This is a genomic window from Clostridium fermenticellae, assembly GCF_003600355.1.
Taxonomy (GTDB): Bacteria; Bacillota; Clostridia; order Clostridiales; family Clostridiaceae; genus Clostridium_AV; species Clostridium_AV fermenticellae.
Window position 1 is genome coordinate 830,167 of the sequence record NZ_CP032416.1, and the last position, 16,429, is coordinate 846,595.

Sequence of the window (16,429 nt, forward strand, 5' to 3'; positions counted from 1 at the left end):
CTATAACTAAATTAAGTTTGATAACTCATTCAATTAATTTAAATTTACTTATACTATAAAAACAAACTTATGAAAATTTATTCATAAGTTTGTTTTAGAATCTATGAATATGTTTTCATAAAAACTTTCAAATGAATGACATTAATTTTTATGTTATAAGTTTATAGGATATGTGCCATATTTCTTGCCTGCTTCCATAAACATTTCAATATTTTCTATTGGTGTATGCATTGGAATTTGACAGCCTGTACTTAAAACATAACCCTTTTTAGAATCGTGAGCTTTTTTAATACATTCTTTAACTGATGCAAATATCTCTTCTTTACTTCCCCTGTATACTACATCTACAGGTGGAACATTACCGGTAATAACAACCCTATCTCCCATTACTTTTTTAGCTTCCTCTAAATCTTCTGCATTGTCAATACTGAAATTAGAGACTCCTGCATCTACAATATCCTCCCATAATTCTCTGCTCTTTCCACAGACATGTATACTAGGGTTTCCTCCGGTTTTTTCCTTTATTTTATTAATATTTTTCTTTAAAGCTGGTAATGAAAATTCCCTAAATTGTTTTGGACTTATGAGACTAGTAGATGAAACTGGATCTGCAAATCCTATAGATACTCCAAGTTTTGCTACCTCTTCTATATATCTGTTATTAGATTCTGCAACTATATCCATTAAAGTGTGTACCCTTTCAGGATATTTTATCATCCATTTTAGTAAATTTTCTGTACCTACTACAGAAGCTGCAACACTAAAGGGACCAGACATAGCCGCTCCAACATCGACTTTATCATTAAGAGCATCTCTTGTAAGTTTTATTGCTTTAAGTAAAGTTGGCAAATTACCATCTTTTAAAGGATCTACGACTTTAAGAGATTCTATTTCATCTATTGATTTAATAGCTGGTTCTTTTAAATATGAAATTCCATATTCAGGATAACCAACTTTAGCACCCATAGCTTCAGCGATTCCTCTAAGACTAGTAGATATACTTACACCATCATGATGAAGTCTATTAAACAAAGCTATCTCTAAATCTGCCATAAGTTCAGCTGAATGATAATAATCTCTGGCTGTGACTCCAATAAAAGGTGCCATAGTAACACCCATATCTGGAACACATACTATTCTGTCGATTTCTTCTCCTTTAGCAAAAGCGGTTGTCCTTTCTTTCGGTGTCATTTCTTCTTTAATCAAATTGAAAACACTTCCCTCTAATTAATAATTTAAACTGTACTTAAATTTACAGCTACTAATGATAGTATTTTAACATTTTATTGATAACTTTTCTACAATTATACCAGAGATTTTAGCACTTAAAAAACTTTTAGGACGTAGTCCTTTGATTGTAAAGATTTATGAGTATTTATCAGAGCTTTAGCACTTAAATTCCAGTGAGAATAAAATTTCCATTGGAATTTAAGTGCTAAATCTCTGTTTTTAGGTAATAAAACTTGTATAAATATAATATTAAGGGTATACTTGTATAGTATTGTATTTACATGGAAGTTTTATACGGAAAGTGAGGGAAACTATTTTGATTAAGTACTTAAAATACTTTTTTATATTTGTAGTTATTTTTGCAGCAGGCCAATTCAGTTTTTGTAATAATACAGTACTAGCTGATAATGTCTCTAGTGTATCCCAAGGGCAGTTAACGTCCACAGATGATAAGGATACTTCTGAAATTGTGGCACAAAATACAGCAAATTCTTTGAAAGCTGAGCAAACTATAACGCAGACTTCGATAGTAAATGCCGGTGATTTAAATAATATACCCTTGAATAAAGTATGGAAAATTAGATTAAGTCAGTCGGTAACATTGATGGCTGCACAAAATAGTGTGAAGATCATAGAAAAAAATAATGGCAATGAGATACCGACGAGTATAACATTAAGTGAAAATGATTTTTGTGTTAATGTAACTCCAGTATCAAAATATAGTCCAAGCAGTGAATACATATTGAGTGTAGATACTAATTTAATATCGAAGCAAAATAAAAGACTTAGAAATCCAGTTAGTTTGAATTTTAAAACTGAAGCATCTAAAACTCCTGTTCAGTCTATAACTGGAATAGATGATATAAGTGTATCTATAAATAAAGGTGACAGTTATACACTTCCTGATACTGTTACTGCTAATATGTCAGATGGAACTAAAATGCAAGTAAGTGTCACTTGGGACAAGTCATTTGATGCCTCTCTTGCAGCAGGAACTTATACATATCAGGGAAGTGTTTCAGGATATAGTAATAAAGTTAAATTAAATTTAACTATTAATAAAAAAGTTATACCACCAACTGTAAAAAATAAAACAGATGCTACCTTTGCATGGATATGGCAGCTTCAGGATCAAGTTGATGAGTATGGAGGTATAAATAATTTTATACTGAGGCTGAAATCGCTTGGAATTAGTAATATTTGTATAAAATACCATGAGGGTTCAGGTACAACTGGCGGAGGCGTGAATTTTAAGAGCGATTTTTTAAAGTATGTTGATGATTTTAAGAAGGCAGGTTTTATAGTTGGGACCTGGGGATATAATTATTTTAATTACCCTGAGGCAGAAGCTGATTTGATAGTAGATGCTTTAGATAATAGTGATTATTATATTTTTGATCCAGAAGTTGATGTAGCAGGAAAAACTGATCAGGCAGAGCAAGTCCTCCAAATTGTGAGAAGCAAAAAACCTAATGCTGTTTTAGGATATTCTTCTTTCCCTATAGCTACATATCATGAAGATATACCGTATTCTGTGTTTAATAAGTATTGTGATTTTGCTGCACCTCAATGTTATTGGGGTGAAATGCAGTGGTCAATGAAAAATGCAGTTGATACTATGCTTGAGTCATATAAAGAACTTGGTTTGGACAAGCCTATATATCCTGTAATACAGACATATAATGTAGACTATAATGATCTTATAGATTATCTTAATTATAAGTTTGATTGTACTGGATTATGGTCAGTTGATAATTGGGATAGTACATTTACGGATTTTCAGTCAAATAGAGGAAGTGGATTCAATAACGGAAGTTGGATGTATGAGAGAGAATAACATAATGAAAATAAGTACTAGCAGTGATTTCAAGGGCTAGTACTTATTTTTTAGTGATTTATAGTGTTTACAAACCTAGGTTTAACTTATGCTCCGGCCGGGATTTCCAAAATACGTCATGTAGGAAATTTCTAGTAAGTCTAAGCTTGCGTTCATATTTGGGATATAATCAAATTCGGTATACTAAAACATTATCACAATTCAATCATAATGACACAAACTAAATAAAAATTATTCTTGACAGTCTGAAATTTAAAGTTATAATATAAATTAATGATTATGAAAATAATATCAGAAACTGTGAAAAAGAGGAGTAAAAGTAATAATCTTTTATAAAGAGAGGGAAGTTTGTTAGCTGGAAGATTTCCTATAAGATTTACTTTGAAGGTAGCTTTGGAGTTTCTCTGCTGAAGTTTTCAAGTAAGCAGAGTCGGTTCTCTTAACCGTTATTTTTATTAAGAGCCTGTATTTATGCAGGAAAAAAGGTGGTAACGCGGCTTTTCGTCCTTTATTTTGGATGAAAGCCTTTTTTATTCATGTGAAAGTTATTCACATTAAATGTGAATTTTTAAATAAAGATAGGAGGTTTAAAAAGTGGAAGAATCAAAGAATATTGCAAAAACATATGATCCGCAGGAATTTGAGGATAGAATTTATAAAAATTGGGAGGAAAAGGGATATTTTACTCCAGAAATTGATAAAAGTAAGAAATCATATACTATAGTTTTGCCGCCGCCAAATATTACAGGAAAACTTCATTTAGGTCATGCACTTGATGATACCATTCAGGATATTTTGATAAGAACAAAGAGAATGCAGGGATATAATGTATTATGGCTTCCTGGAGAGGATCATGCGAGTATAGCAACGGAAGTTAAAGTTGAAAAAGAACTTCTAAAAAAAGGCTTAAAGAAAAAGGAAATGGGAAGGGAAGCTTTTTTAAAGGAAGTTTGGAAATGGTCAGATGAATATAGAGAGAGAATAAGACAACAGGTCAAAAAATTAGGTGCATCTGTTGACTTTACAAGAGAAAGATTTACTATGGATGAAAAGCTTAATAAAGCAGTAAAAACTGTATTTGTAAAGTTATATGACGATGGACTTATATATCAGGGAAATAGGATTATAAATTGGTGTCCGAAATGTCAAACTGCTTTGTCTGATGCCGAAATTGAATATAAAGAAGAAAAAGGACATTTATGGCATATAAAATATCCTTTGGCTCAAAGTAAGAATGAATACATTGAGATAGCAACTACAAGACCTGAAACAATTCTCGGAGATACGGCAGTTGCAGTAAATCCTAAAGATGAAAGATATAAACATCTGGTAGGAAAAACTTTAATTCTTCCATTAGTTAATAGGGAAATACCGGTTATAGAAGATGATTATGTTGATCTTGAATTTGGAACTGGTGCAGTTAAAATAACCCCAGCACATGATCCTAATGATTATGGAGTAGGAAAGAGGCATGATCTTGAAGAAATAATAATTATGAATCCAAATGGAACAATTAAATTCCCGGGAACAAAATATGATGGGCTTGATAGATATGAAGCTAGAAAAGTAATAGTTAAAGATTTAGAAGAACAGGGATTCATGGTAAGTGTTGAGGAATTAAACCATAATGTGGGATGTCATGACAGATGCGGGAGTGTAGTTGAGCCGATGATTTCAAAACAGTGGTTTGTTAAGATGGAATCACTTGCAAAACCAGCTGTGGATGTTGTAAAAAATAAAAGAGTTAAATTTGTGCCAGAGAGATTTGATAAGACATATTTCAATTGGATGGAAAATATAAAGGATTGGTGCATATCGAGGCAACTTTGGTGGGGACACAGGATTCCAGTATGGTATTGCAAGGATTGTGGGGAGACTATTGTATCAGTAGATACACCACATGAATGTACAAAATGTAAGAGTACTAATTTAGAACAAGATAAGGATGTACTCGATACCTGGTTCAGTTCAGCACTTTGGCCTTTTTCTACACTTGGATGGCCTGATAAAACTCCAGATTTAGAGCATTTTTATCCTAACAGTACACTTGTTACAGGATACGATATAATATTCTTCTGGGTGGCAAGAATGATATTTTCCGGTCTTTATTGTATGGACGATATACCATTTGATCATGTGTTAGTACATGGTATAGTAAGAGATTCTCAAGGAAGAAAAATGTCTAAATCTCTTGGTAATGGAGTAGATCCGATAGATGTAATTAAAGAATATGGTGCTGATGCATTAAGATTCACACTTATAAGTGGAAATGCGCCTGGGAATGATATTAGATATTATCCTGAAAGGGTAGAAGCGTCAAGGAATTTTGCAAATAAGATATGGAATGCTTCAAGATTTGTTCTTATGAATTTGGATCAGAATATAATGAATAAATATAAGGATTGCAAAAATTACACTGAAGCAGATAGATGGATATTATCTAGAATGAATAAAGTAGTAAAAGAAGTTACAGATAACATAGAAAAATTCGAACTTGGAATAGCAGCACAAAAGATTTATGACTTTATATGGGGAGAATTATGTGATTGGTATATTGAACTTGTAAAGCCAGTTATGTATGGAGATAATGAAGAAGTAAAAGGAGTTGCATTTAATATATTAAATGAAGTGTTAACTACAAGTCTCCAATTGCTTCATCCTATAATGCCATTTATCACAGAGGAAATATATACTCACTTGAATACAAATTGTGAATCAATAACAATTTCAAAATGGCCGGAATTCAAAAAAGAACTTGATGATCCGAAGGCTGAAAGTGATATGGAATATATTGTAGAGGCAATAAAATCAGTCAGAAATGTTAGAACTGAAATGAATGTGCCTCCATCAAGAAAAGCTAAGATTATGATATATGTTACTGAAGAAAATGCAAAACAAGCATTTAAAAATGGTATACCGTACTTTGAAAAGATTGCATCAGCTAGTAAGGTGGAATTTTTAGAAAGTAAGAAGGATATTTCTAAAAATGTAGTTTCAGTTGTTACGAGAGGTGCAGAAATATTTATGCCTTTGTTTGAGCTTATTGACCTTGAGAAAGAACTTGAGAGATTAAATAAGGAAAAGGAGAGATTACAAAAAGAAATTGAAAGAGTAGAGAAAAAGCTTTCAAATGAAAAGTTTGTTTCTAAGGCACCTCAAAAGGTTGTAGATGAGGAGAGAAATAAAGGCAAAAAATATGGCGAGATGCTTGACGAAGTAATTGAGAGACTAAATAGTTTAAATAAATAGAAAACATATAGAGTTTATAGTTAAAAAGTTAATCTATTCTCCGGGAGATACTGCCAAAATATGGTATTATAAATGCTTTTAGTAATTCTAAAGCCCGATATTTTGAAAATCTGGCCTGCACATAAATTAAGTTTGAAATTATAAACTCTATATCTTAACCTGATAACTTAAAGGTAGTATTGGAGTATAAAAATGAAGGAGAAGTTAACTATGGAAATTAAAATAAAAAAGGTAAGTGAAGAAGCAAAATTGCCGGAATATGCTCATGCAAGTGATGCTGGAATGGATCTATTTTCTATAGAGGAAAAAGTTATAGGTGCAGGAGGAACATCTTTAATAAGAACTGGTATTATAGTAGAGCTTCCAGAAAATACAGAGGCCCAGATAAGACCGAGAAGTGGATTGGCCTTGAAAAATTCCATAACAGTTTTAAATAGTCCTGGTACAATTGATCAAGGCTATAGGGGAGAAATTTGTATTATATTAATAAACCATGGAAGATCAGATTTTAAGGTTGAAAAATATATGAAAATAGCACAAATGGTGATAAAACCTGTTTTAAAGGTTTCTATAAAAGAAGTTAAAGAAATAGCTGCATCTGATAGAAACGATAATGGTTTTGGCTCGACAGGAATAAAATAAGTTATAATATAATATTTATAGAGTTTATAAATGAAAGCTTAAGTTATACGTAAGCTTTCATTTCCAGAATTCGTCACCTAAAAAATTTCTAGTAAGTCTAAAAAACTGCTCAACTAAGGGCAGTTTTTTATATTTATAGATGTTCATAATGAACGAGTTGTGATAACGGTTTTCTAGTTGATACGTGTCTGTCAGGATTCTGAATTGGAGCATCGCCGTATCCTATAGCAAGTATATTTATGACTTCCATATTTTTCGGAATGTTGAATTCTTTTGCTAGTACGTCTGGTTTAAAATAGCAAATCCACACACTATTCAAGCCTAAATCAGTTGCTTCGAGCATCATATGATCAGTCAATATACTTGCATCAATATTACTTACATTTTTGTTATCATAAGACCTGGTCCAAGCTTTATTTTCATCTGAACAAACTAATATTGCTAATGGCGCCCCATAAATATCGGCGGCTTTAGAGACCTTTTCCAAACCTTCGTCTTCTTGAATAACGATTAAAGAAACAGGCTGGCAGTTTGCACCGGTGGGTGCAACATGTGCTGCTTCTAAAATTTTATCAACTTTTTCTTTTTCAATTTTGGTTTTAGTATATTTTCTGCAGGCAAACCTTTTCTTTGCAATATCCAAAAAATCCATATAAAATCTTCCTTTCTATAAATAATTAAAAATTTGATATCCTAATGAACGTATGCTATCATTATAAACATTAAGGATTAATATAACAAGAATGTACTTAAAAGTAATATAGTATATAAAAAGATAGTATAGGGAGATATATATGTTAGAGAAGAAAAGATTTAGCTGTTCAATGGATGCTACAATAAAGGTCATATGTGGCAAGTACAAGGGAATTATTTTATGGAATCTTATAAATAAAACATTAAGATTCAATGAGCTCCAGAAGCTTATACCACAGGCAACACCGAAGATGTTGACACAGCAGCTTAGGGATCTTGAACATGATGGATTGATTAATAGGGTTGTATATCCTGTGGTGCCACCCAAGACGGAATACTCATTGTCTGGTTTTGGTAAAAGTGTTATTCCGGTTTTGAATATGATGTACCAATGGGGAGATAATTATGTAAAAAAGTTAAAAGAAAAACATGATGAAAATTGTGATTAGTATGAACATACATTAACACGTAGAATGGATGTTCAAATTTTGTGAATGGACAATTGAAAGGAGATTTACATTAGTATAATGAAGCGTTTAATAATAGCAGAGAAGCCGAGCTTGGCCATGAATATAGTTAAAAGCATTGGGAGCATGAATAGATATGATGGATATTTTGAAGACAGTAATTACATTGTAACCTTTGCATTTGGGCATCTTCTTCAGTTGTTTGATGTAGATGATTATTTTAATAGAGAAAAATCAAGATGGGAGCTTGAGGAGCTTCCTTTTATTCCAGATAATTTTAAATTTAAGATAAGAAACGACAGTGGGGTAAAAAAACAATTTAAAATAATAAATGATTTAATTAATAGAAAAGATGTTTTAGAGATTGTAAATTGTGGAGATGCAGATAGAGAAGGTCAAGTTATTATAGATAATATAGTAAATAGAATTTTTAAGGATAGTGAATTAAAAAAAACTGTAAAAAGAATGTGGCTTCCAGAACAAACTATGCAAACAATAAAAGATGAATTAAAAACTTTAAAAGATGATGGGGAGTATAGTAATTTATATAATGAAGGGCTTGCAAGAACATATCTTGATTGGACATATGGGATAAATTTAACAAGGTATTTAAGCATAAAATCTAAATCATTTTTACCTGTAGGTCGTGTGCTTATACCAATAGTTAAATTTATATATGATAGAGATAAAACAATAAAAAACTTTAAACCAGAAACCTTTTTTGAAATAGGTGCGATCATAAGCAAAGAAAACCTAAAAATAAAAGCTAAGTTAAAAGACCGACATTTTTCAGTGAGTGAAAGAAAAAAAGCAGAAAAGCTATTAAAAGGTTTGGAGGATAAAAAAGCAATAGTAAGTAAGGTAGAAAAGAAAGAAGTAAAAAAGTATCCACCTAAATTATTTTCACTTGATACTCTGCAGAACAAGATGTTTAAAGATTATAAAATGTCCCTTGATGATACATTAAAATACTTGCAGAGCCTGTATGAAAATGGATATACTACATATCCAAGGACTAATACAGAATATTTGGCTGATAATGAGAAAAGTAAAATAAAAAGTGTTATTGCACAAGTAAGGGAAAAGTATAATGTAGATATAGCTTTTAAAGATAAAAAAACTATATTTAACAATAAAAAGGTTGAAAGCCATAGTGCGATTACACTTACTGTAAAATTTCCTTGTGAAAAGCATTTAACTGAAGGTGAAAGAAAGGTTTATGATGCGATAAAGAATAGATTTATAAGTAATTTTTTAAATGAAGAGGCATTGGTAGAAGAAACTAAGATAATCATAAATATAGAAAATGAAATTATAGAACTTAAGGGAAATGTTATTAAGCAAAAGGGATTTTTAAAATATGAAAGAATGAAAAGGGAAAATGAACTTCCTAAATTTGTTGAAGGTGAAGAACTTGATACAAAGCTTTCAGTAGATGAAAAACAAACTCAAAAACCAAATAAGGTAACAGAATCAGAACTGAACAATTTTCTCAAAAATCCTTTTAAAAAACAAGAAGTAGAAGAACTTGAATCAGAAAATGATGATGATGAATATAAATTTATACTTGAAGGCTGTGAAATAGGCACTGTGGCAACAAGGGCAGGAATTATAAAAAATGCACAAAAATATGAATATATAAAAGAAATCAAAGGACATTTAGAATGTGAGGATAAGGGAACTAAACTTATAGAAGTTCTTGAAAAGCTTAATATTGATATGAACAAAGAAAAAACCGTTGAGTTTGGAAGGGAACTTAAAAAGGTATATAAAAGTGATATAGACGTAGGTACCGTAGTGGATAATGTAAAACGTGAATTAAATAGTATAATAACTAATGGTAAAAATATAAAAATTAGTAGAATAGAAAATAAGGTATATAGGACAGAGAATGAATCTAATAGTTTAGGGGCATGTCCTGCATGTGGAAAGGGAAGTATTATAACTGGCAGAACAGGTTATGGCTGCAGCAGATGGAGACAAAACTGTAACTTTTTTATAGGAAAAAAGATAGCTGGAAAGGATATAAGTGAGTCAGTTGTAAAAAAACTTTTAAGGGATAAAAAAACGGGAATTATAAAAGGGTTTAAGAGCAAAAATGGCAAGAATTTTAATGCCGGGCTCAAGATAGAGAAATCTAATGTTGTGTTTGATTTTACTCTTCAGGATGAGGGATTAGGCATATGTCCGGTATGTGGTAAAGGTAAAGTAAAAGAGAATAAATCAGGCTATGGCTGCAGCAGATGGAAGGAAGGATGCAAGTTTTTTGTAGGAAACAAAATAGCCGGGAAAAAGATAAGTGAAGCTATGGTTAAAAAACTTATAAAGGATAAAAAAACAAAAATTATGAAGGGTTTCAGGAGCAAGTCTGGTAAAGACTTTGAAGCTGCATTAAAGGTGGAAAATGGCAAAGTTGTATTTGATTTTACGCCAGCAAAACTTATCTCTAAAAATACGCATAAAGTTGCCGGCTCAAAAGTTAATTTACCATAGTTTATAGCAAAAGGATGTGATAAAAAATGAATTATGATGAAGCAATAGAATACATAGATAGTGCAGCTAGATTCGGAAAAAAATCTGGACTTGAAAGAATTAGAAAGATACTTGAATTATTAGGAAATCCGCATAAAAAAGTGAGGTTTATACATATAGCAGGTACAAATGGTAAAGGTTCTATAACTGCAATGATTACAAGTATCTTAATTGATGCAGGTTTTAAGATTGGAATGTTTACCTCACCTTATATAGAAGAATTTGAGGAGCGAATTCAGATAAATGGAAGAAATATAGCTAAAGATGATTTAAGCAGGATAATAACTAATATTTCAAGGGTCGTTAACATAGTAATGGAAATGGGATTTGAAAGACCTACACAATTTGAAATAATAACATGTGTTATGTTTTGCTATTTTTATTATGAAAATGTGGATTTTGCTGTAATAGAGGTTGGAATAGGTGGAAGGCTTGATTGCACCAACGTAATTGAGGAATATAATAATAAAACTAAGGGAGGGGTGATATTAAGTATTATTGCCTCTATAAGTTTTGATCATATGGATTTGCTTGGAGATACATTAGAAAAGATAGCATATGAAAAAGCTGGAATAATAAAAAATGGTATTCCAATTGTTTTGTATCCTAACGAAAAGAAAGTTGAAAGAGTTATAGAAGAAGTTTCTTTAGATAAAAATTCTAAACTTATTAAAGTATCATCTATGTCTGTTGAAAGCAATAATTGTAAAATAAGTAGTGAAAGTGTAAATTTTGCTCAAAATATTAAAGTAACAACCTCACAAAATGAGTATAATATCGAGTTGTCACTTATAGGCAGGTATCAGATTCTTAATTGTGCAACTGTAATATTTGCAGTTGAAGAATTAGTTAAAATGGGAATTGAGATAGACAAAAGCTGTATATATGATTCCTTAAAGAAGGTAAAATGGGTGGGAAGACTTGAAGTAATGAAAAGAAATCCCCTTGTTGTTTTAGATGGTGCACATAATGTAGATGGTATTCAAAAATTAAAGGAAAGCATAGAAAAATGCTTTAAATATAAAAATCTGATTTTAATACTTGGGATATTAGCTGATAAGGAAGTTTGTAAAATGGTAAATGAAATAGTACCTTTAGCACGAAAAATTATAACAGTGGCTCCAAATACATATAGAGCAGAAGGTTCTCGTCAACTCTGCGATATGATAAAAGAAGTAAATGAAAATTGTGAGTCAGAAGATAGTTATGAAATGGCTTATAAAAGAGCATTATCTTATTGCAGTGATGATGATCTTCTTGTTGTGTCTGGATCTTTATATATGATAGGTGATATGAGAAAAATAATAAGTAAATCAAGGAAGGTATAATGCATATATTGCGTATTAAGCATTGATCATAGATATATGGGGCTATAAGAACAAACTAGCCTTATACGTAAGGGTGCAATAACAAAACTCAGCACGTTAAAAAGTTTTAACAGTTCTAAGCTTGTATTTTGGAAATTTAAGCAGATTATATAAACTCGTAAAACTCAGACATATATAATCTACTAAAATTTCCTAAAATACTTCGCTAAGAATTGTAAAAAAACTTTTTAAATGTGCTTTCATTTTGTTATTGCACCCCTACGTATAAGTCCAGTTTGTCCTTATAAGTTATATACTTAAATCAATAAATGCTTTATATACTAATAAAAGTATATAAATAATTATATAACTTTATGTAAACTTGATAAATATGATTTCTCCTTTAAGGGTTTATGGCGATAGCCATATTGATTTATACTATAATTGCAGTTTTAGACATCTGTTAAGATAACTAAAAAAGTCTGAATAACCTGTAATTCAGATAGTATATTCAGAACTTTAAGATCTTTTTGGGCATAAAAGATATTTAACTAAAATTTTAGATAAATGAAATGATTCCAGGACGGTTAGTCCTATTGAATTATTTAAATTTAAATGTGAGTTTTACTATATACCCGGAAAGTTAATGTCCTAATAATTAAATTAGTACAGTCACTACTATAAACTTAAAGAAGGAAGGCTGTAAGCCTTCAAACCCGTTAGGGTGCTCTGTCCTTCTTATGAAAGGCAGGTTATTTTAGTTTTAAATATATTTAATCTTTTACCGGGCAAAATTTCGTTATTTATTATAATTTCTGTAGTTTTAAAATATCCCTCCGGGATTAATACTATGTATACAAGGACTACGTCCGTAAAACCTTTATAAAGAGAATACAATCATGGAAATTATAATGTAAATTGCAAATACTGTTACAAGAAAATGAGTGAGATTATATATGATTTGGGTTTAAATGGAGTAGAGAATTTTTAAATTAATATGGCTATCGCCATAAACCCTTAAAGACGAAATTATATTCAGAAAGTTTATCAAATTTACATAAAGTTATAAAATCACTTATATACTTTTATTGGTATGTTAAGTATTTGATGTAAACATAAGTAGAATTCTTACGTAGCAGGATACTGTAAGGCCGGAGACACATCTAAAACTTTTCTATAAATTTTGACGAAGTGCTGTGAAAGACCTTAAAGTCCCGGATATCATTTGAAATATGATCTTATTCAGGCTTTTTTAATTACTTCAATATATGTTTAAAATTGTAATTATAGTATAAATCACAAGGGCTGATCGCCCTAGAACCCTTGAAGGTGATATTTCACTTATTAAGCATATAACCTGGTTTAAATATATAGCTTATAAGGACAAACTTAACTCACACCGCAGAGGTATATCTGGAAACTGAAGGCACATCTAAAAAGTTTTTTACATCTCTTGGCGAAGTCTTTTAGAAAAATTTTAGTAGGTTATATATGTTTGAGCGAAGCTAAGTTTATATAATCTGCTTAAATTTTTAAAAGACAAGCTTAGAGATGTTAAAACTTTTTTAGGGTGCCGAAGTTTGTGAGTATACTTCTGTGGTATGAGTTGAGTTTGTCCTTATGTGCTATAATCTTACAACAATGCCTAATACGCAATATATGCATAATATGAATAAAAAATTTAAGCTTATTTTTTTGGTATGAATTCTTGAACTGCCTGAGCAAGTTGGTCAGGACAGGAAGTACCTTTCCCATTGCATGATATACCTTTTAATTTTTTTGAAACATCATTTATATTCATACCCTCAACAAGTTTTGATATACCTTGTAGATTTCCATTACATCCACCTACAAATGAAACGTTGAAAATTTTATTATCTTTTACATCAAAGCTTATTTTCTTAGAACAGACACCTTTTGGTATATAAGTATACACAGTTTGTCACTCTCCGATCAATTAAATATTTTATTAACAAGATCATTATATAAAATATAAAAATATTATTCAACACAAAAATTTCAAATTTATTAAAGCCATTTTTCATTAATCTTCATATTATATTTGTGAGAGGGTGATAATATTGAGTTTTTTGTATGTGTGTAATACTTCATCAGATTGTATTTCTAGTATAAACATAGATAAATTTAAAGAAGATAAGAGGATTATTTTAAAAAAACATAATTTTAACTATAGAATTGGGCCTCATGGCATATGCTCATATAAAGATAAATTATTAGTTGTTAATAACTATAGTAATAATATATCAATATTAGATATAAAAAATGGAGTAGAAGAAAGCAGTCATTATATAGGTGTACATTGTAATGATGTAGTAGTATTTAAAGATACAGCATATGTAATATGTGGAGATACTAACAGTCTTATTGCCTTTGATTTGTTAAAAAAACAAATTATTTCTCAAATTCCATGTGGAAATTTACCTCATAGTATATGTATAAATAGAGAAAAAAAACTACTTTTGATTTCTAATGTAGAAGATGATAGTATAAGTCTAATAGATTGTACAAATAATGAAAATATAAAAAATATACGTGTAGGAGCATACCCTACCAAAGCTCTCTTCACAGTAGATGGAAGATATATTTTAGTATGTGAAAGTAATATAGGATCAGATTATAAGGGGAGTATAGCAATAATATCTTTGAAAAATTACAGATTGATAACAAAAATTACGGCTGGAAGCTCACCTATAGATATGTGGTGCAATGAAAATTCATGCTTTGTATCAAATTTTGGTGATGGAAGTATAAGCTTGATAGATATAAATTGTTATAGGGAAGATGAAAATATAATAGTAGGTGGAATGCCAAGAGCTATAATTAAATATGGAAAAAATATTTATGTTGGTGATAGTTATAATAATTTATTAATAAAAGTAAATGTTTTAAGCAAACAAAAAAAATATATACCCATAGGAGGAGAACCCACAGGTATGATTTTAATTTAAATATTATTCTTCATTAAGTAAATCTATTATCTTATTATACAGCTTTAAGGAGTTTTTATTCCACTTTTCACACAATTCTTTTGCTCGTTTATTTGAGTCTACGTTTAACTTAAGGTCAATAATTACAGAATCATTTTTCAAGGTCTTTAAATCAACAATAAAGTTATTTTCAGATTCTATTGTGTAATCAGCAATTACAGTAACTTTTTTCTTAATATTATCTATTTGCTTATTAAGATATTCATCTACAGTATTAGTTTTTTGTTTTGCAATTCTATTGGCGAATAGTAGAAGAACTTTTTGACCTTTATTTGTTATAATATATCTGTAATTTCCAGTCTTATTTGTATATTTTAAAAAGTTAGAGGATACTAATTCCGTTAAATATTGCTGGAGTGTAAAATAATTTATAAGGTTATTTTCAAGTACTATTTCTGTTATCTGATTATTAGAAATTGGGAAGCTCATTTTATTAAAAATGTATAATAATAAAAGTTTATTTTCCGCTAATTCTAAAGTGTCATCAAACATATGAATCCTCCTCACTATAAACACTCATTTATCTATATTACTTATATATTATAGCATAAAAAATAATAAAATAAATAAAGCTTTGATTTTATGAAATTCTTTTAACCGTCCCTTGTTTTTAAAATTTAGTAGTAATATTTAGATGATATTTATACTATATAAATTTATGAGAACTAATATATTGGGGGAGAAAAATTGTATAGTATATTAAAGAAAAAGATTGTATTTGTAGTTATCATGCTGACAATAGCTATATGTGTATCTATGCTTGTAAATCGTAGAAATACAGGTGTATTCATAAATACGAATAGAAAGCTGCCGATATATTCTGTAGATACACAAGAGAAAAAAGTTGCTATTACATTTGATGTGAGTCTTGGAAATGATAATATGGATGAAATTTTAGATACGCTTGATAAGTATGATATAAAAGCTACATTTTTCTTGGTTGGTGAGTGGACAGATAGCCATTCTGATGAAGTTAAAGAGTTGTATAAAAGGGGACACGAGATAGGCAATCATTCTGATAAACATCCTGATATGACTAAGCTTTCCAAAGATGAAATTATAGAGGATATTAATATCAATGATGCTAAAATAAGAAATTTGATTGGAACTTCTACAAAATTATTTAGATGTCCTTCTGGTTCTTATAATAATTCAGTTATTCAAACTGTAGAAAATGCTGGATGGTATTGTATACAATGGGATGCAGACAGCATAGATTGGAAGGATCAGGGTATGGAATTAGAATATAATCGAATTATGAAAAATGTAAAACCTGGTTCAATATTATTATTTCATACTACTGCTAAGTATACACCGCAAAATTTGCCTAGAATAATTGAAAATTTAAAGAAGGAAGGATATAAATTTGTAAAGGTTGGAGATCTAATATATAAAACTAATTATCATATAGATTACAGTGGAAGACAAATTCAGAATTAAAATATAAATAAATTATGATTTAGA

At 30.0% G+C, this 16,429-nt stretch carries 12 protein-coding genes and 1 other annotated feature; of the genes, 8 read left to right on the top strand and 4 right to left on the bottom strand.

The features are described from left to right. Positions 1-153: 153 nt before the first annotated feature. Positions 154-1,206, bottom strand: coding sequence for a uroporphyrinogen decarboxylase family protein (locus D4Z93_RS04120; protein WP_119970636.1), 1,053 nt, complete (start codon positions 1,204-1,206; stop codon positions 154-156). Positions 1,207-1,546: 340 nt separating this feature from the next. Between D4Z93_RS04120 and D4Z93_RS04125 the strand changes: the two genes are divergently transcribed. From D4Z93_RS04125 to dut, 3 genes are all read left to right on the top strand, one after another. Then, a complete protein-coding gene (locus tag D4Z93_RS04125; protein WP_119970638.1) occupies positions 1,547-3,067 on the top strand; it encodes an Ig-like domain-containing protein in 1,521 nt (506 codons plus the stop codon). 291 nt (positions 3,068-3,358) lie between these two features. Then, positions 3,359-3,579 (top strand) — a binding site (T-box leader). A gap of 82 nt (positions 3,580-3,661) precedes the next feature. Beyond that, entirely contained in the window at positions 3,662-6,316 is a 2,655-nt protein-coding gene (locus D4Z93_RS04130; RefSeq protein WP_119970639.1) for a valine--tRNA ligase, read from the top strand. Positions 6,317-6,526: 210 nt separating this feature from the next. Beyond that, complete coding sequence (gene dut, locus D4Z93_RS04135; RefSeq protein WP_119970641.1) at positions 6,527-6,958, top strand: dUTP diphosphatase; 432 nt, start codon at positions 6,527-6,529, stop codon at positions 6,956-6,958. Positions 6,959-7,091: 133 nt separating this feature from the next. On the opposite strand, the gene D4Z93_RS04140 is transcribed toward dut, so the two are convergent. After that, positions 7,092-7,610, bottom strand: a complete 519-nt coding sequence (locus D4Z93_RS04140) for a nitroreductase family protein (RefSeq protein WP_119970643.1) — start codon at positions 7,608-7,610, stop codon at positions 7,092-7,094. Positions 7,611-7,752: 142 nt separating this feature from the next. Here D4Z93_RS04140 and D4Z93_RS04145 point away from each other — a divergent pair, with 142 nt between their 5' ends. From D4Z93_RS04145 to D4Z93_RS04155, 3 genes are all read left to right on the top strand, one after another. Next, positions 7,753-8,100 carry a winged helix-turn-helix transcriptional regulator gene (locus D4Z93_RS04145; RefSeq protein WP_119970645.1) on the top strand — a complete coding sequence of 116 codons (348 nt, stop codon included), beginning with the start codon at positions 7,753-7,755 and terminating at the stop codon, positions 8,098-8,100. A 78-nt stretch (positions 8,101-8,178) separates the two neighbouring features. Beyond that, positions 8,179-10,611 carry a type IA DNA topoisomerase gene (locus D4Z93_RS04150; RefSeq protein ID WP_119970647.1) on the top strand — a complete coding sequence of 811 codons (2,433 nt, stop codon included), beginning with the start codon at positions 8,179-8,181 and terminating at the stop codon, positions 10,609-10,611. 26 nt (positions 10,612-10,637) lie between these two features. Continuing rightward, positions 10,638-11,978, top strand: a complete 1,341-nt coding sequence (locus D4Z93_RS04155) for a bifunctional folylpolyglutamate synthase/dihydrofolate synthase (protein WP_119970648.1) — start codon at positions 10,638-10,640, stop codon at positions 11,976-11,978. A 1,666-nt stretch (positions 11,979-13,644) separates the two neighbouring features. Here D4Z93_RS04155 and D4Z93_RS04160 read toward each other — a convergent pair. Continuing rightward, complete coding sequence (locus D4Z93_RS04160; protein ID WP_119970650.1) at positions 13,645-13,893, bottom strand: TIGR03905 family TSCPD domain-containing protein; 249 nt, start codon at positions 13,891-13,893, stop codon at positions 13,645-13,647. 145 nt (positions 13,894-14,038) lie between these two features. On the opposite strand from D4Z93_RS04160, the gene D4Z93_RS04165 reads away from it, so the two are divergent. Further along, the gene (locus D4Z93_RS04165) at positions 14,039-14,926 is read left to right on the top strand and encodes a YncE family protein (protein ID WP_119970652.1); all 888 of its coding nucleotides are present in this window, start codon (positions 14,039-14,041) and stop codon (positions 14,924-14,926) included. A gap of 3 nt (positions 14,927-14,929) precedes the next feature. On the opposite strand, the gene D4Z93_RS04170 is transcribed toward D4Z93_RS04165, so the two are convergent. Beyond that, positions 14,930-15,457 carry a DUF4364 family protein gene (locus tag D4Z93_RS04170; RefSeq protein ID WP_119970654.1) on the bottom strand — a complete coding sequence of 176 codons (528 nt, stop codon included), beginning with the start codon at positions 15,455-15,457 and terminating at the stop codon, positions 14,930-14,932. 237 nt (positions 15,458-15,694) lie between these two features. Between D4Z93_RS04170 and pdaB the strand changes: the two genes are divergently transcribed. Next, positions 15,695-16,405 (top strand): polysaccharide deacetylase family sporulation protein PdaB, encoded by a 711-nt coding sequence (gene pdaB / locus D4Z93_RS04175; RefSeq protein ID WP_119974223.1) that lies wholly within the window; start codon positions 15,695-15,697, stop codon positions 16,403-16,405. The last annotated feature ends 24 nt before the right edge of the window (positions 16,406-16,429 follow it).